Source organism: Klebsiella sp. YJ, assembly GCF_002108615.1.
Lineage (GTDB): Bacteria > Pseudomonadota > Gammaproteobacteria > Enterobacterales > Enterobacteriaceae > Klebsiella > Klebsiella planticola.
The window spans coordinates 73,206-90,672 of record NZ_MTEG01000021.1; the positions used below are offsets into that span (position 1 = coordinate 73,206).

Annotated in this window: 15 protein-coding genes and 5 tRNA genes; 3 read left to right on the forward strand and 17 right to left on the reverse strand. The window is 56.2% G+C overall.

Annotated elements, in window-relative coordinates; translation table 11 throughout:
- Positions 1 to 78 precede the first annotated feature (78 nt).
- From emrA to leuA, 3 genes are all read left to right on the forward strand, one after another.
- The gene (gene emrA / locus BV390_RS20880; RefSeq protein WP_032691020.1) at positions 79 to 1,251 is read left to right on the forward strand and encodes a multidrug efflux MFS transporter periplasmic adaptor subunit EmrA; all 1,173 of its coding nucleotides are present in this window, start codon (positions 79 to 81) and stop codon (positions 1,249 to 1,251) included.
- Between the two features lie 15 nt (positions 1,252 to 1,266).
- Entirely contained in the window at positions 1,267 to 2,805 is a 1,539-nt protein-coding gene (emrB, locus tag BV390_RS20885; RefSeq protein WP_032691019.1) for a multidrug efflux MFS transporter permease subunit EmrB, read from the forward strand.
- Between the two features lie 146 nt (positions 2,806 to 2,951).
- A complete protein-coding gene (gene leuA / locus BV390_RS20890) occupies positions 2,952 to 4,628 on the forward strand; it encodes a 2-isopropylmalate synthase (protein WP_032691018.1) in 1,677 nt (558 codons plus the stop codon).
- Here leuA and BV390_RS20895 read toward each other — a convergent pair.
- From BV390_RS20895 to BV390_RS20980, 17 genes are all read right to left on the reverse strand, one after another.
- Complete coding sequence (locus BV390_RS20895; RefSeq protein ID WP_032696786.1) at positions 4,607 to 5,374, reverse strand: AraC family transcriptional regulator; 768 nt, start codon at positions 5,372 to 5,374, stop codon at positions 4,607 to 4,609. The genes leuA and BV390_RS20895 overlap by 22 nt on opposite strands.
- Before the next feature lie 51 nt (positions 5,375 to 5,425).
- A complete protein-coding gene (gene luxS, locus BV390_RS20900) occupies positions 5,426 to 5,941 on the reverse strand; it encodes an S-ribosylhomocysteine lyase (RefSeq protein ID WP_004866815.1) in 516 nt (171 codons plus the stop codon).
- 163 nt (positions 5,942 to 6,104) lie between these two features.
- Positions 6,105 to 7,661, reverse strand: coding sequence for a glutamate--cysteine ligase (gshA, locus tag BV390_RS20905; protein WP_032691083.1), 1,557 nt, complete (start codon positions 7,659 to 7,661; stop codon positions 6,105 to 6,107).
- A gap of 198 nt (positions 7,662 to 7,859) precedes the next feature.
- The gene (locus BV390_RS20910; RefSeq protein WP_004866820.1) at positions 7,860 to 8,288 is read right to left on the reverse strand and encodes a YqaA family protein; all 429 of its coding nucleotides are present in this window, start codon (positions 8,286 to 8,288) and stop codon (positions 7,860 to 7,862) included.
- A complete protein-coding gene (gene yqaB, locus BV390_RS20915) occupies positions 8,285 to 8,851 on the reverse strand; it encodes a fructose-1-phosphate/6-phosphogluconate phosphatase (RefSeq protein ID WP_032691016.1) in 567 nt (188 codons plus the stop codon). The genes BV390_RS20910 and yqaB overlap by 4 nt, the downstream gene beginning before the upstream one ends.
- 121 nt (positions 8,852 to 8,972) lie before the next feature.
- A complete protein-coding gene (locus BV390_RS20920; protein WP_004866826.1) occupies positions 8,973 to 9,287 on the reverse strand; it encodes a BON domain-containing protein in 315 nt (104 codons plus the stop codon).
- Between the two features lie 392 nt (positions 9,288 to 9,679).
- Positions 9,680 to 9,756 (reverse strand) — tRNA-Arg (locus tag BV390_RS20930).
- A gap of 225 nt (positions 9,757 to 9,981) precedes the next feature.
- A tRNA-Arg gene (locus tag BV390_RS20935) sits at positions 9,982 to 10,058 on the reverse strand.
- Between the two features lie 94 nt (positions 10,059 to 10,152).
- Positions 10,153 to 10,229: transfer RNA gene (locus BV390_RS20940), tRNA-Arg, on the reverse strand.
- A 198-nt stretch (positions 10,230 to 10,427) separates the two neighbouring features.
- Positions 10,428 to 10,504 (reverse strand) — tRNA-Arg (locus tag BV390_RS20945).
- A gap of 4 nt (positions 10,505 to 10,508) precedes the next feature.
- A tRNA-Ser gene (locus tag BV390_RS20950) sits at positions 10,509 to 10,601 on the reverse strand.
- A gap of 325 nt (positions 10,602 to 10,926) precedes the next feature.
- Positions 10,927 to 11,112, reverse strand: coding sequence for a carbon storage regulator CsrA (gene csrA / locus BV390_RS20955; RefSeq protein ID WP_000906486.1), 186 nt, complete (start codon positions 11,110 to 11,112; stop codon positions 10,927 to 10,929).
- A gap of 238 nt (positions 11,113 to 11,350) precedes the next feature.
- A complete protein-coding gene (gene alaS, locus BV390_RS20960; protein ID WP_032691014.1) occupies positions 11,351 to 13,978 on the reverse strand; it encodes an alanine--tRNA ligase in 2,628 nt (875 codons plus the stop codon).
- A 254-nt stretch (positions 13,979 to 14,232) separates the two neighbouring features.
- Positions 14,233 to 14,733 (reverse strand): recombination regulator RecX, encoded by a 501-nt coding sequence (gene recX / locus BV390_RS20965; protein ID WP_032691082.1) that lies wholly within the window; start codon positions 14,731 to 14,733, stop codon positions 14,233 to 14,235.
- A 68-nt stretch (positions 14,734 to 14,801) separates the two neighbouring features.
- Positions 14,802 to 15,866 carry a recombinase RecA gene (gene recA, locus BV390_RS20970; protein WP_032691013.1) on the reverse strand — a complete coding sequence of 355 codons (1,065 nt, stop codon included), beginning with the start codon at positions 15,864 to 15,866 and terminating at the stop codon, positions 14,802 to 14,804.
- 80 nt (positions 15,867 to 15,946) lie between these two features.
- Complete coding sequence (gene pncC, locus BV390_RS20975; RefSeq protein WP_032691012.1) at positions 15,947 to 16,444, reverse strand: nicotinamide-nucleotide amidase; 498 nt, start codon at positions 16,442 to 16,444, stop codon at positions 15,947 to 15,949.
- Positions 16,445 to 16,582: 138 nt separating this feature from the next.
- Positions 16,583 to 17,461: a metal ABC transporter substrate-binding protein gene (locus tag BV390_RS20980; protein ID WP_032691011.1), complete on the reverse strand. Its 879-nt coding sequence runs from the start codon at positions 17,459 to 17,461 to the stop codon at positions 16,583 to 16,585.
- Positions 17,462 to 17,467 lie beyond the last annotated feature (6 nt).

The following is a 17,467-nucleotide window of genomic DNA, read 5'->3' on the forward strand; positions in this document are numbered from 1 at the left end:
CCAGCAGATCATCTGCTGGCCTGTCTGATAAACAGGTCGGCTCAGCCGATGTGAAATAATAAGATCGTGGAGAATAACATGAGCGCAAATGCGGAGAGCCAAACCCCGCAGCAACCGGACAGCAAGAAGGGCAAACGCAAAGGCGCCCTTCTGCTACTGACATTGCTCTTTATTATTATTGCCGTGGCATACGGAATTTATTGGTTTTTGGTACTGCGTCATTATGAAGAAACCGATGACGCTTACGTGGCAGGGAACCAGGTGCAAATCATGGCGCAGGTGTCCGGCAGCGTGACGAAAGTCTGGGCCGACAACACCGATTTCGTGCAGCAAGGCGATCCGCTGGTCACTCTTGACCAGACCGATGCCCAGCAGGCATTTGAAAAAGCGAAAACCCAACTGGCCGCCAGCGTTCGCCAGACGCGTCAGCAGATGATCAACAGCAAACAGCTGCAGGCGAATATCGACGTCAAGAAAACCGCGCTCTCTCAGGCACAGACCGACCTCAACCGTCGTATCCCGCTGGGCGCCGCCAACCTGATTGGCCGCGAAGAGCTGCAGCACGCTCGTGATACCGTCGCCAGCGCCCAGGCCGAGCTGGATGTCGCCATTCAGCAATTCAACGCCAACCAGGCTATCGTGCTGAATACCCGCCTGGAGCAACAGCCGGCGGTTCTGCAGGCGGCGACGGATGTCCGTAACGCCTGGCTTGCGCTGCAGCGTACGCAAATCGTCAGCCCGATTAGCGGCTACGTTTCCCGTCGTGCCGTGCAGCCCGGCGCCCAGATTAGCCCGACCACGCCGCTGATGGCGGTGGTGCCGGCCACCAATCTGTGGATCGACGCCAACTTTAAAGAGACCCAGCTGGCGCATATGCGCATCGGCCAGGAAGCGACCGTCATCAGTGATATTTACGGCGATGATGTGAAGTACACCGGCAAGGTCGTCGGGCTGGATATGGGGACCGGCAGCGCGTTCTCACTGCTGCCGGCACAAAATGCCACCGGTAACTGGATCAAAGTGGTCCAGCGTCTGCCGGTACGTATTGAGCTCGATGCCAAACAGCTGGCTGAACATCCGCTGCGTATTGGGCTTTCAACGCTGGTTGAGGTGAACACCACCAACCGCGACGGCGAAATGCTGGCTAACCAGACGCGCAAATCTCCGGTTTATGAAAGCAATGCCCGTGAAATCGCCCTTGAGCCGGTGAACAAACTGATCGACGGTATCATCCAGGCTAACGCGGGATAATTCGGAGTGAGCGTAATGCAACAGCAAAAACCGCTGGAAGGCGCGCAGCTGGTCATCATGACCATTGCGCTGTCGCTTGCGACCTTCATGCAGGTGCTGGACTCCACTATCGCCAACGTGGCCATTCCGACCATTGCCGGGAACCTTGGCTCATCGTTGAGCCAGGGGACCTGGGTTATCACCTCCTTCGGGGTGGCGAATGCCATCTCAATTCCGATCACCGGCTGGCTGGCAAAACGCGTCGGGGAAGTGAAGCTGTTCCTGTGGTCGACGGTGGCGTTCGCCATCGCCTCCTGGGCCTGCGGGATGTCCAACAGCCTGACGATGCTGATTTTCTTCCGCGTGATTCAGGGGATCGTCGCCGGTCCGCTGATCCCGCTGTCGCAAAGTCTGCTGCTCAGCAACTATCCGCCGGCCAAACGCTCTATCGCGCTGGCGCTGTGGTCGATGACGGTGATCGTCGCGCCGATTTGTGGCCCTATTCTCGGCGGCTATATCAGCGACAACTACCACTGGGGCTGGATCTTCTTCATCAACGTGCCGATCGGCATTGCGGTCGTGGTGATGACGCTGCAAACCCTGCGCAGCCGCGAAACCCGTACCGAACAGCGGCGGATTGACGGCGTTGGCCTGGCGCTGTTGGTGATCGGTATCGGCAGCCTGCAGGTGATGCTTGACCGCGGTAAAGAGCTGGACTGGTTCGCCTCCAACGAGATTATCGTGCTGACAATCGTGGCGGTGATCGCCATCAGTTTCCTGATCGTCTGGGAGCTGACCGACGACAACCCCATCGTCGACCTCTCGCTCTTTAAGTCGCGAAATTTCACCATTGGCTGCCTGTGTATCAGCCTCGCCTATATGCTCTACTTCGGCGCTATCGTGCTGCTGCCGCAGCTGCTGCAGGAGGTCTACGGCTATACCGCCACCTGGGCCGGTCTGGCTTCCGCGCCGGTGGGGGTTATTCCGGTGATCCTGTCGCCGATTATCGGTCGCTTTGCCCATAAGCTCGATATGCGCCGGCTGGTGACCTTCAGCTTCATCATGTACGCAGTGTGCTTCTACTGGCGCGCCTGGACCTTCGAGCCTGGCATGGACTTCGGCGCCTCGGCGTGGCCGCAGTTTATCCAGGGCTTTGCGGTGGCCTGCTTCTTTATGCCGCTGACCACCATCACCCTGTCCGGCCTGCCGCCGGAACGGCTGGCGGCGGCATCAAGCCTGTCGAACTTCACCCGTACGCTGGCAGGGTCAATAGGCACCTCGATTACCACCACCATGTGGACTAACCGCGAGGCGCTGCACCATGCGCAGCTCACCGAGTCGGTGACGCCCTATAATCCCAACGCCCAGCAGATGTATGACCAGCTGCAGGGATTAGGGATGACTCAACAGCAGGCGTCCGGCTGGATAGCGCAGCAGATAACTAACCAGGGGCTGATTATCTCCGCCAACGAAATTTTCTGGTTCTCGGCGGCGATATTTATCCTTCTGCTGGGGCTGGTGTGGTTTGCCAGACCGCCGTTTAGCGCCGGGGGCGGCGGCGGCGGCGCGCACTAAGGTTTGACCTGAAGGGATCTGCGGATCCCTTTTTTATTGCCGGTTCTACGCCAACCTTGTCCAGTTCTCGCTAGTTTCTGTCCAGTTTGCTAAAGCAGCCCGCTCTGCGCTTCGGCAGGATAAAGATCCGACACAAGGAGAGAACTATGCTGACAAATCCCGGTGAAAAATATCGCCCCTGGCCGCCCATTTCCCTGCCCGACCGCCGCTGGCCGGACAACCCGATAACCCACGCACCGCGCTGGCTCTCTACCGACCTGCGCGACGGCAATCAGGCGCTAGCCGAACCGATGGACAGCGCACGTAAGCTGCAGTTTTGGGAGCTTCTGCTGGAGTGCGGATTTAAAGAGATTGAAGTCGCCTTCCCCTCGGCATCGCAGACCGACTTCAACTTCGTCCGTCAGCTGATTGAGGAACGGCGCATTCCAGAAGATGTCACCATCCAGGTGCTGACCCAGGCGCGAGAAGATCTTATCCTGCGGACCTTTGAATCGCTGCGCGGCGCCCATTGCGCCACCGTCCATCTGTACAACGCCACCGCTCCGCTGTTCCGCAAGCTGGTTTTCGGGATGGATAAATCACAGGTCATTGAGCTGGCCACCCGCGCCACTCGCTTGATTCGCCAGCAGTGCGAAGAGCAGCCGCAGACCCGCTGGCAGTATGAATACTCCCCGGAAACCTTCTGCTTTACCGAGCCGGAATTTGCCCTGGCTATCTGCGAGGCGGTAGCGGATATCTGGCAGCCCTGCGCACAACGACCGATGATTATCAACCTGCCCGCCACCGTCGAGGTCAGTACCCCGAACGTTTACGCTGACCAGATTGAGTTTTTCTGCCGCCATTTCTCCCGCCGGGCCGATGTCTGCATCAGCGTTCATCCGCATAATGACCGGGGGACCGGCGTTGCCAGCGCGGAGCTGGCGGTGATGGCCGGCGCCGACCGCGTAGAAGGCTGTCTGTTCGGTAACGGCGAGCGTACCGGCAACGTCTGTCTGGTCACCCTGGCCATGAATCTCTACAGCCAGGGGATTACGCCGCGGCTCAGCTTCCCGGAGATGAAACGGGTAGTCGAAGTGGTGGAGAATTGCAATCAGCTGCCGGTTCACCCCCGCCATCCGTGGGCCGGCAGCCTCGCCTACACCGCCTTTTCCGGTTCTCATCAGGATGCCATTAAGAAGGGATTCGATGCCCGTCAGCCCGGCGATCGCTGGGAGATGCCCTACCTGCCTGTCGACCCGCAGGACATCGGCTGTAGCTATGAAGCGGTTATCCGCGTCAACAGCCAGTCCGGTAAGAGCGGCAGCGCCTGGTTAATCGAACAGAATCACGGATTGAAGCTGCCCCGTGCGCTGCAGCAAGATTTCAGCCTGCACGTTCAGCGAGAGACCGATACACATGGCAAAGAGATGACGCAGAATGCCCTCTGGCAGCTGTTCCGTTCCCGTTACGGGCTGGTTGCGCAACCGCCGCTGGCGCTGCTGGAGTATAAAACCGACAGCCGACAGGACGGCCAGCTTGCGTTGCAGGGGACGCTACGGGTCAACGGTGAGACGCGTCGTCTTCAGGCTCACGGTAATGGCCTGCTCTCCGCGGCCGCCAGCGGCCTCAGCGCGCTGCTGAAGCAAGCGTTCGTCATTAAGGACTATCACGAGCATACGCTCGGTGAACGCAGCGACAGCCGCTCAGTGGCCTATATTCGCTGTATTTTCCCCAATGGCGACAGCCGCTGGGGCGTTGGAATCGATAATGATGTGGCGCGCGCCTCATTGCAGGCGCTGTGTCATGCGGTCGGCGCAGATGCTCAAGCCGGCGGACGGAAGTAATCGCTGGGGGCGACGCCCATCACCCGACGAAACATCGCGCTGAAAGCGCTATGGCTGCCATAGCCCAAATCCAGCGCCACCCGCAGCACCGATTGTCCCTGCGCCAGGCGAACCAGCGCTTCCATCAGCTTCGCCCGGCGCACCCATTCACTCCAGGTGAGCGTGGTCTGCTGCTGGAAATGGCGGTTGAGCGTGCGTTCGCTCATATTGCTCTCTTTCGCCGCCTGCTGGCTGCTCCAGACTTCCCCTGGCATTTCCCGCACCTTGTGACATAAACGGCGCAGCGCCTCGCTCCGGGGCTCCAGCAGGCCAAACGGCAGCACCGTCATACCGCGAATCTCATCGAGAATGAGTTCATAAATGCGCTCGTCGCGACTGCCGGGTTCATAGCGCTCCGCCAGAGCCAGCGAGGAGACGATCAGCTCACGCAGCAGCGGCGTGATCTGCACGATCTGGCACGAGGACGGTAGATCGGCCCGGGCGAGCGGATCGATAAACAGCGTGCGGGCCGCGACCTGCCCGGTGATACGCAGCGCGTGGGGCGTACCTGCCGGCAGCCAGACGCCGCGTCCGGGCGGGACGACCCAGTAGCCCACCGGCGTATCAACCCGCACCACGCCGCTGAGGATATGCAGCAGCTGGGCGCAGTCATGCTGATGCCACGGTTCGCTATCACCGTGAGCGTAATCATGGGCAAACGGCACCAGGGCGCGGTATTGAAACGAGAAGGTTAAGGTCGTCGACATAGCGGCGCAGGAAGAGCGGCCCGGCGGAAATCGCCGGACCGACAAGCAGAACTAAATGTGCAGTTCTTGCAGGGTTTCTTTCGGCAGGGCCAGCTCATCGTTGCTGTTGATGCGCACATCGCGCTCGATGATATGGCGTGCGATCTCCTGAGCTTCTTCCAGCGAGTGCATGGTATAGGTACCGCACTGGTAGACGTTCAGTTCCGGGATCTGCTTCTGATCTTTCACTTTCAGCACATCGGCCATCGCCGCTTTCCAGGCGTCGGCTACGCGCTGCTCATCCGGCGTACCAATCAGGCTCATATAGAAGCCCGTACGGCAGCCCATCGGAGAGATGTCGATAATTTCCACACCATTGCCGTTCAGGTGGTCGCGCATAAAGCCCGCGAACAGGTGCTCAAGAGTATGGATCCCTCTTTCCGGCATCACTTCCTGGTTTGGTACGCAAAAACGCAGATCGAAAACGGTAATTTCATCGCCGTGCGGCGTGTTCATTTTCTTCGCAACGCGCACCGCCGGTGCTTCCATGCGGGTATGGTCGACTGTGAAACTATCTAACAACGGCATTCTTCACCTCCGATAGTGATTTTTTTTAAAATAAAATGAACTCTTCTTACACCCGCGAGTCTGAGTATATGAAAGACGCGCATTTATTATCATCATCATCCCTGAATCAGAGATGAAAGTTTGGCCACATTGATGTGGCCTTTTTCTTTTGTACCGCTTTTTGCTACGCGTGTCTTGCTAACAGGGCTTCAAACGGCTCGCTATCTTCCGCTTCCACCTTCTGCTGGCGCTTCACTGAAGCTTCACGTTCAGCGATAAAATCGTCTTCACGTAAAATTTCCAGCGGCTCTTCCCGCAGCATCGTACGATATTGATCGGCCAGCTCCCTACCGGTGCCGCCAATCCCTTCTTCAAGCATAGAACGCAGAATGCGGGCTGAGAAAGTTAATTCCGGATCGTCGAAGCTGGCAACCAGCTCGTCACACACCTGCTGGTAGGCTTCGCCACCGTGGATGCTATCTAACGTCTGCGCCACGCGACGCAAATCACGGAACAGATCTTTACCCACTTTAGCCAGCGGGAACTGCGCGCTTTCGCAGCCGATACCCAGCGTCAGACCCGGCTTACGGCCTTCCAGAATCACGCGATTCCAGTTGGTGCGCGTGCACAGCAGCTCATCGCTGCTCATTTCCGGCGCATCGGCCAGCACGCACCAGACCATAAACAGGTCGAGGAAACGGACCTGCTGCTCGTCAACGCCAATCGGCGAGAACGGGTTGATATCCAGCGAGCGGACTTCGATATATTCAATACCGCCGCGCAGCAGCGCATCGGAAGGGGTCTCACCGCTGCGGGTCACACGCTTCGGCCGAATTGGCGCGTAGAGTTCGTTCTCAATCTGCAGAATATTGCTGTTGATTTGCAGATGCTTGCCGTCTTTCTCGAGGCCAATCCGGGCATACTCTTCCGACGGCGTTTTAATCGCCCGCTTCAATCCTGCCACATACTCGTGGAGATCGTTAAACGTAATCCCGAGATTGCTTTGCGACTTATTGGTATAACCCAGATCGCTCAGGCGCAGCGAGGTCGCATAAGGCAGGTAGTACATGCCATTTTCCGCTTTCTCAAACGGCAGCGTCGTCGGTTTGCCCTGCAGGAACGAAGAACAGATGGCCGGGGAGGCGCCGAACAGGTATGGGATCACCCAGCCAAAGCGGTAATAGTTACGAATTGAACGGAAATAGCCGGCGGAAATCGCCTCTTTGCCGCTCTCCGCATCGTCAACGCCGCACTTCGCCTGCCAGAAAGCCATCGGCAGCGAGAAGTTATAGTGCACGCCGGAGATAGTTTGCATCAGCGCGCCATAGCGGTTCTTCAACCCCTCGCGGTACAGCGTTTTCAGACGGCCAATATTCGAGGTGCCATACTGCGCCAGTTCGATGTCCTGACCAGGAGCAATGTAGCAAGGCATGCTCAGTGGCCACATCCGCTCATCGCCCAGCTGGCGAGCGGTATAGCGATGAACATCGCGCATAATGGTGAGCATATGCTGAATGTCGCCATCAACCGGCGTAATAAACTCCAGCAGCGCTTCAGCAAAGTCGGTAGTAATCCATTTATGGGTCAGCGCCGAGCCAAGGGCCTGAGGGTGACCGGTCGTCGCCAGTGAACCATCGGCATTGACGCGCAGCGTTTCACGCTCAAGACCACGTTGGATACCCTGAAGAGCCTGTGGATTTTTTTCCAGCCAGGCCAGCGCCTGTGATACATCCGGGATCAATTTGACCTCCCGCCTGTCGAAATCGTTTGAATAAGCATAATTGTAATGGTGACCATACAGGTTATCCCAGAAGACGTTACTGTTGCCGGTTCCGCGCACGAAAACCGGAGCGCACTGGCAGTACGTGCGGATTTCGGGCACAGCCCAGGTGCAAAATAACCGCTAACACGGCCTGCCGGGATAGTCTTAGTTCCACAATTAGTGCCACCACGTCATGCCCTGAAGCGTTACCACCGCAATGACGATATAGCGTAACGCTTTGCCAAGGCATAAGAAAAAAAGTACCGGCCCCCAGGAGATGCGCATCCATCCCGCCAGCAGACACAGTAAATCGCCGATAACCGGCGCCCAGCTTAATAATAATGTGACCGCGCCGTAGCGCTTTAACCAGCCGGTTGCTTTTTCCTGCCAGCGCGATGTTTTGCGCAGCGGAAACAGGCGCCCCAGAATAACGTTAGTTACCCCTCCAAGGCTATTGCCGATTGTTGCTATTAATACCAGGGCCCACGGTTGGCTTGCCCCCGTAAGTAGCATAGCAACCAGCACAACTTCCGAATTGCCGGGAAGTAAGGTGGCGCTCAAAAAACTACTGGCAAACAGCGAGATCAGCGACAGTGCGTCGCTCACAACAAGCGCACGTCCACGGCATCCATCCCCGCACGCTTCGCCGCCTGCAGACCAAAATCAGCATCTTCAAAAACGACGCATGTTTCCGGCGCGACACCCATGCGCTCCGCGCAAAGCAGAAAGGTATCGGGCGCGGGTTTATGATTCTGGACATGATCGGCGGCAATCACCGCCGCAAAGTAATGACGCAGGCCGAGGTGCGCCAACAGCGCCTCAGCTACCGCGCTTTCGCTGCCGGTACCGACCGACATCGGACGGCGCCCGTGCCATGCCTTCACCACCTCTATCAGCGGTAAGGGACGCACGCTATCCAGCAGCATGGCCTTCACGGCCACGGTTTTTTCCTCCGCCAGGCGGTGGGGATCTAAATCAGCGTGATTCAGTTCGATAATCGCCTGGGCTATACGCCAGGTCGGAGAACCATTGAGCGCGACCATCGCCTGCTCGTCGAAACGCATTCCGTATCGACCCAGAACCTCGTGCCACGCCTTACGATGCGTCGGTTCGGTATCAAGGATGGTGCCATCCATATCAAAGATCAGTCCTGCGTAACGTTCGTACATCGTGTTCTCACAAACCGGGTAAGAAAACGTTACTTTATCGCAAAAGGCGCATGTTGTCGCGGCCAGCGCCTCAGGCAATAAAGGCGCCTTCGGGGCGCCTTTATATGACTCACATCGTGATTTATTTGATTTTTAAATCATTCTCAACCAAACGAACGCCCTGCACTCTGCGGGTGACTTCTACCGCGCGGCTGGCATCCTTCGCTGATGAGACAAAACCACTCAGCTGAACACGTCCTTTAAAGGTCTGTACGCTAATTTCAGAAGACTTAATGTCTTTTTCGTTAAACAGCGCCGTTTTAACCTTCGTGGTGACGACGGTATCATCAATATAGCCACCGGTACTTTCCTTTGTGGGCGATCCCGCACAGCCAGCTAACGATACGGCTACCAGAAGCGTCGCACAAAACGCAGGTATTGCTTTGAACCATTTCATGGATTTCTCTCCTTGCACTCATCTCACCCAAATCAGATCGATACATACGGGTAAATTATAGTGGAAAGAGTCACTTGCCAATAAAAAAAGTTCACTAAGCGGCGTTGAAAGAGAGCCGCCGCCGGAATGGTCTAAGCAGCTTTTGCCAGAAAAGGCAGACAAGGAACGGATAAATGGTTTGGGGTTTGGGGTTTGGGGTTTGGGGTTTGGGGTTTGGGGTTTGGGGTTTGGGGTTTTACGAAAAAGGAGGATCTGAAGAAGATGGTGCATCCGGGAGGATGACTCGTTTTACTCGCCCTACGGGCCGTTGCTTACGCAACGTTATCCTCCCTGGTGCTGGCGATAATTTCGCAGACCATGAAGCGACAAAGTTGATGTGAATCTGGAGAAGATGGTGCATCCGGGAGGATTCGAACCTCCGACCGCTCGGTTCGTAGCCGAGTACTCTATCCAGCTGAGCTACGGATGCATCAGGGAGAACTGCTTTACTACATTATCTTCCCTGGTACTGACGATTATCTCGTAGACCGTGAAACAACAGTTCGGCTGTCATTTCGGAGAAGATGGTGCATCCGGGAGGATGACTCACTTCGCTCGCCCTACGGGCCGTTGCTTACGCAACGTTATCCTCCCTGGTACTGGCGATTATCTCGCAGACCGTGAAACAACAGTTCCGCTGTCATTTCGGAGAAGATGGTGCATCCGGGAGGATTCGAACCTCCGACCGCTCGGTTCGTAGCCGAGTACTCTATCCAGCTGAGCTACGGATGCATCAGGGAGAACTGCTTTACTAATTATCTTCGCTGGTACTGACGATTATCTCGCAGACCGTGAAACAACAGTTCGGCTGTCATTTCGGAGAAGATGGTGCATCCGGGAGGATTCGAACCTCCGACCGCTCGGTTCGTAGCCGAGTACTCTATCCAGCTGAGCTACGGATGCATCAGGGAGAACTGCTTTACTACGCGTCAGTGTCACATCTAACACTTGCCACACTGAGTAAGATGGTGCATCCGGGAGGATGACTCGGCTTTCGCCTCGCCCTACGGGCCGTTGCTAATGCAACGTTATCCTTCCTGGTGCTTGCGGTTATTACCGCTACCTCAACCACCCCTTCATCGCTGAAGAAATGGAAAAATATGGTGCATCCGGGAGGATTCGAACCTCCGACCGCTCGGTTCGTAGCCGAGTACTCTATCCAGCTGAGCTACGGATGCAAAATGGCGGTGAGGCGGGGATTCGAACCCCGGATGCAGCTTTTGACCGCATACTCCCTTAGCAGGGGAGCGCCTTCAGCCTCTCGGCCACCTCACCACACGCCTCTTACGAGTGCTTCGAAGAACTTGTTTCTGCTCTTCGTCGCTGCGATGGCGCACATATTACTTTCTGGTACTTATAAGTCAAACAATTTTTCGAGACCTTTTTCCGTTTGCACACTTACCGCGCAATTAGCCTGCAAAAACGGCAAAAAGAGTGTTTTATCAACAGGAATTCAGGGGTTTCGGCCAGCGGCAGGCAAAAGATAAATGTTGCGAACGATGGGCTATAAACAAAAAACAAGGTAGCAGAAGAAGAAAAGTCAGAAAGAAAAACGGGAGCTGGGGGGGTGCGCCTCACGGAATCGCGAGGCGCGAAAACCTTAGTAACTGGACTGCTGGGATTTTTCAGCCTGGATACGCTGGTAGATCTCTTCACGATGCACGGAGACTTCTTTAGGGGCATTAACGCCAATACGTACCTGGTTACCCTTAACCCCTAAAACTGTCACAGTGACCTCATCTCCAATCATGAGGGTCTCACCAACTCGACGAGTCAGAATCAGCATTCTTTGCTCCTTGAAAGATTAAAAGAGTCGGGTCTCTCGTATCCCGGCATTATCCATCATATAACGCCAAAAAGTAAGCGATGACAAACACCTTACGGTGTAAGCAGTCACGGCATCACATTCTGTTAAACCTAAGTTTAGCCGATATACACAACTTCAACCCGACTTTATCGTTATCAGTGCTTCTCTCGCAAGCTACCGTTATCCGAGGATAACGGTAGCTATGCATTTATAGTTATTACAGTTTTGCGCTGACCCAGCCTTTCACACTGGCTAACGCTGCAGGGAGAGCAGACGCATCGGTACCGCCGGCCTGAGCCATATCCGGACGACCGCCCCCTTTGCCACCCACCTGCTGGGCGACCATACCAACCAGCTCCCCTGCTTTCACGCGATCTGTCACATCCTTAGACACACCGGCAATCAGAGAAACCTTACCATCCGCCACCGTGGCTAACACAACGACCGTAGAACCCAGTTGGTTTTTCAGGTCATCAACCATGGTACGCAGCATTTTCGGTTCAACGCCGGCCAGCTCGCTGACCAGCAATTTGACGCCGTTAATCTCTTCTGCTTTGCTGGAGAGGTTTGCGCTCTCCTGCGCCGCAGCCTGCTCTTTCAGCTGCTGCAGCTCTTTTTCCAGTAGGCGAGTACGTTCCAGCGCGGCACGCACTTTATCGCCAAGGTTATGGCTGTCGCCCTTCAGCAACTGTGCAATATCGCCCAGCAGATCGCTCTGCGCGTGCAGATACGCAATTGCGCCTTCGCCAGTCACCGCCTCAATACGGCGAACGCCGGCAGCGGTACCGGATTCAGAGGTAATACGGAACAGGCCAATATCACCGGTACGTGAGGCGTGAGTACCGCCGCACAGCTCGGTGGAGAAATCGCCCATGCTCAGTACGCGAACGCGATCGTCATATTTCTCGCCGAACAGCGCCATCGCGCCGGACTCTCGTGCCGCATCGATATCCATAATGTTGGTTTCAACCGGCAGGTTGCGACGGATCTGCGCGTTGACCAGATCTTCCACCGCGCGAATCTCTTCCGGCTTCATGGCTTCGAAGTGAGAAAAGTCAAAGCGCAGCGCTTTGTCATTCACCAGCGAGCCCTTCTGCGCCACATGCGTACCCAGAACCTGACGTAATGCCGCATGCATCAGGTGAGTCGCCGAGTGGTTCAGACGAATACGCTGACGGCGAGCCCGATCGACATCAGCCTCCAGCGCATCGCCCACTTTCAGCGCGCCATGGGTCAGTTTACCGATATGACCAATGGCCTGGCCGTATTTCTGCGTATCGTTGACCGCGAAGGAGAAGCCAGCGCCTTTCAGTTCGCCTTTATCGCCCACCTGGCCACCGGATTCTGCGTAGAACGGCGTTTGATCCAGAATGACAACCGCTTCCTGGCCCGCCGTTACGCTATCAACGGCTTTGCCGTCGATGAACAGCGCGGTCACTTTCGCGTTCAGTTCCAGGTGGTCATAGCCTTTAAATTCAGAAGCGCCGTCAACGCGAATCATCGCATTGTAGTCTGCGCCAAAGCCGCTGGACTCGCGCGCACGACGACGCTGCTCTTCCATTGCGGCTTCAAAGCCGGCTTCGTCGACTTTAATATTGCGCTCGCGGCAAACGTCAGCGGTCAGGTCAACCGGGAAACCATAGGTATCGTACAGGCGGAAAGCGGTTTCGCCATCCAGCGTGTCGCCCTTCAGCTTGCTCAGCTCTTCATCCAGCAGCGCCAGACCGCGCTCCAGCGTACGCGCGAACTGCTCTTCTTCGGTTTTCAGCACATGCTCAACCTGAGCCTGCTGCTGCTTCAGCTCTTCACCGGCGGCGCCCATCACCTCAATCAGCGGAGCAACCAGTTTCCAGAAGAAGGTCTCTTTCGCGCCCAGCATGTTGCCATGACGCACGGCACGACGAATGATACGACGCAGCACGTAGCCACGGTTTTCATTCGACGGGATGACGCCATCGGCAATCAGGAATGCGCAGGAACGAATATGGTCAGCGATAACGCGCAGCGATTTGTTCGTCAGGTCGGTTGCGCCGGTGACTTTCGCGACGTTCTCAATCAGAGTGCGGAACAGGTCGATATCATAGTTGGAGTTGACGTGCTGCAGAACGGCAGCAATACGCTCCAGGCCCATACCGGTGTCGACGGATGGCTTCGGCAGCGGCTCCATGGTGCCGTCGGCCTGACGGTTAAACTGCATGAAGACGATGTTCCAGATCTCAATGTAGCGATCGCCATCTTCTTCCGGGCTTCCCGGAGGACCGCCCCAGATGTGGTCGCCATGGTCGAAGAAGATTTCGGTACACGGACCGCACGGACCGGTATCGCCCATCTGCCAGAAGTTGTCAGAAGCGAACGCCGCGCCTTTATTATCGCCAATGCGGATAATACGCTCACGTGGAACGCCGACCTCATTCGCCCAGATATCGAAGGCTTCGTCATCGGTTTCGTAGACGGTAACCCACAGTTTATCTTTCGGCAGCGCGAACCAGTTTTCCCCGGTCAGCAGTTCCCATGCGTATTTGATGGCATCCTGCTTGAAGTAATCGCCGAAGCTGAAGTTACCCAGCATTTCAAAGAAGGTATGGTGACGCGCGGTGTAACCGACGTTTTCCAGATCGTTGTGTTTACCACCCGCACGAACGCAACGCTGCGCGGTCGTCGCGCGAGAATAATGGCGTTTGTCGAGACCCAGGAAAACATCCTTGAACTGGTTCATCCCGGCGTTGGTAAACAGCAGGGTCGGGTCGTTGTGCGGCACCAGGGAGCTGCTCGCAACGACCTGGTGTCCCTTGCTATGGAAAAAATCGAGAAACGCCTGACGGATCTCAGCAGTGCTCTTGCTCATAATTATCCTGAAATCAAGCTATACACTTCACCTTTCACGCTGCCTCTACGCGGGCTGCGCTCGTTCACCTCGGCCACGTACCTCTGTACGATCCAGGTGACTCACTCCCCTGCTGCCTTGACGCAGCGCGAATGATTTTGTGTATAAGGAATAATCGTCGTGGGCGCTGATTGCCTGTTAACAGCCAGCGACCGGACGGAATAAAGTGGGAATAAGATAAGTTTTCTTTACTGGGAAGTAAAATACCCGATGGGTCAATCTGCAAAATTTCGCCAGATTTCCTGAATATCTTCCATCAGGTAGCCACGGTACAGCAAAAACCGCTGGATTTTGACTTTATCAGCAAATGCCGTCGGGAGCGGTTCGCCATATTTGCGCTGCGCCTGCTCTTTCGCCAGCGCGGCCCAGTCAATATCACACTCGCGCATCGCGCTTTCGCTGACGTCGCGGGGAATACCTTTCTGATTGAGCTCCTGGCGGATACGCGCCGGGCCATATCCTTTGCGGCTACGGCTGCCAATAAACTGGCGAACAAAGCGACCGTCGTCCAGGTAACGGTTCTCAATGCACCAGGCGACAACGGTGTCTACCTCTTCCGGCGTGACGTCCAGCGTCTCCGGGCCATTTTTGCCCAGTACCGGAGCAGCGAGTTTACGCCGCAGCTCCTGTTCGCTATGGTCGCGCATCGCCAGGATGCGGATTGCGCGGTCCAGCAGGCGGGCATAGCCGGAACGGCGGGATGAAGGTTCAGTCACGGGCACCTCGACAATCAAAAAGCAAAAGGGCTGCATCCGCAGCCCTTCGTTATCTTTTAATGAGATTATCAGAAATCTTCGTGGGTTTCTTCTGCACCCGCGCCGTTACCGTCAACCACGAAGTCCGGTGTGGAGTCCTGGTTACTCAGCAGCAGCTCACGCACTTTTTTCTCAATCTCTTTTGCCGCCGCCGGGTTATCTTTCAGCCACGAGATAGCATTTGCTTTACCCTGGCCGATCTTATCGCCGTTGTAGCTGTACCATGCACCCGCTTTCTCGATCAGCTTCTCTTTCACGCCCAGGTCAACCAGCTCGCCATAGAAGTTGATACCTTCGCCGTAAAGAATCTGGAACTCAGCCTGTTTGAACGGCGCGGCGATTTTGTTTTTCACGACTTTGACGCGAGTTTCGCTGCCGATGACGTTATCGCCATCTTTTACCGCACCGATACGACGGATATCGAGACGCACAGAGGCGTAGAATTTCAGCGCGTTACCACCGGTGGTGGTTTCCGGGTTACCGAACATCACGCCAATTTTCATACGAATCTGGTTGATGAAGATCAGCAGCGTATTGGACTGCTTCAGGTTACCGGCCAGCTTACGCATCGCCTGACTCATCATACGCGCCGCGAGGCCCATGTGAGAGTCGCCGATTTCGCCTTCGATTTCCGCTTTCGGCGTCAGCGCCGCCACGGAGTCGACAACGATAACGTCTACGGCGCCAGAACGCGCCAGCGCGTCACAGATTTCCAGCGCCTGTTCGCCGGTGTCCGGCTGAGAGCACAGCAGGTTGTCGATGTCGACGCCCAGCTTACGCGCATAAACAGGATCCAGCGCGTGCTCTGCATCGATAAATGCACAGGTTTTACCTTCACGCTGCGCGGCGGCGATAACCTGCAGGGTCAGTGTCGTTTTACCGGACGATTCAGGCCCGTAGATTTCGACGATACGGCCCATCGGCAAACCGCCGGCGCCCAGGGCGATATCCAGTGAAAGCGAACCGGTGGAGATAGTTTCCACATCCATGGAACGGTCTTCACCCAGGCGCATGATGGAGCCTTTGCCGAACTGTTTTTCAATCTGGCCCAGTGCTGCCGCCAACGCTTTCTGTTTGTTTTCGTCGATAGCCATTTTTACTCCTGTCATGCCGGGTGAAACCGGGTGGTGAATTCTGTTCTGTTGAGGCAATTATACTGTATAGTCATACAGTATCAAGTATTTTGTAGAAATTGTTGCCAGAGGAGATTTAGCGCATAAGCCGTTGCCTGACGACGCACCGCCTCCCGGTCTCCGGCAAAACATTCACGCCGGGTAACGCCCTGCCCGTTCGCGCAGGCCACGCCAAACCACACCGTTCCGACAGGTTTTTCCGCACTGCCACCATCCGGCCCGGCGATGCCGCTTACCGAAATAGCATAGGTGGCACGCGCCGCACGCAGCGCGCCAACGGCCATCTCAACTACCACCGGCTCGCTTACCGCGCCATGGCCGAGGAGCGTGACCTCGCTGACGCCGATCATCTGCGATTTGGCTTCATTGCTGTAGGTCACGAACCCTCGTTCAAACCACGCTGAACTGCCGGCGATGTCGGTGAGCACTTTCGCGACCCAACCGCCGGTACAGGACTCCGCCGTGGTCACCGTCGCACCGCGAGCTTTTAATGCCAGCCCGACCTGCTCACTCAGTTGCTTTAATTCAGAATCTGTCATTATCGCCCCGTTTAAGCCAGATAAAGAGGCCATCAAAGATAGCACTTTCAGCACAGATATGGGGATGAGGTCATGAATTTACGAGGGGGCTTCCGAAAATGAGCGGCCCCGACGACGTCGGGACCGTCAACGCGCGGGTTACTTCATACTGGCGGCGATCAGTTCGACGTTATGACGTAACATTTTCACGTAGCTATCCGCCACGCCGCCGGGTTTCGAGAGCGCTTCCGGATAGAGCTCTCCCCCCGGCTGCGCGCCAGTAGCGGCCGCAATTTGTTTCACCAGACGCGGATCGAGCTGGTTTTCCATAAACCAGGTATGGACGCCGTCGGCTTTAATTTGTTGAATCAACGCCGCCACCTGCGCCGCGCTGGCTTCGCTTTCTGACGACAGCCCCTGTGGTGCCAGGAAGGTCACGCCATAGGCGCGGCCAAAGTAGCCAAACGCATCATGGCTGGTGAGCACTTTGCGTTTTGCCAGCGGAATTGCCGTAAACTGTTTTTTTGCCCAACCGTCGATTTCAGTCAGTTGGCCGATATAGCGTTGCCCGGATGTCTCCAGCGCAGCCTTATCCTGCGGATCGGCTTTGATCAGGCCGTTGAGAATATTTTGCGCGTAAAGCGCGCCGTTAGCGGCGCTGTTCCACGCATGAGGATCGGTAACCGTTTTCCCCTCCTCATTGAGCGTGTGCGTTTTTACGCCGGTAGACGCCACCACCAGTTCGCCTTTAAAACCCGAAGCTTTGATTAATCTGTCGACCCAGCCTTCCAGTCCCAGACCATTAACCACCACCACATCGGCTTTGCTCAGCAAGGCGCTATCCTGCGGTGAAGGTTCAAAGGTATGCGGATCGCCGTCCGGTCCCACCAGCGTATCAACATGGACATGTTCGCCCCCCACCTGCTGCACCATATCGCCCAGCACGGAAAAACTACTCACCACGTTGAGCGTTTTCGCCATCGCACCCTGCGTTGCGAGGCCTAGCGCCAGCGCCAGAATGACTGCGGTACGTTTCATCATATT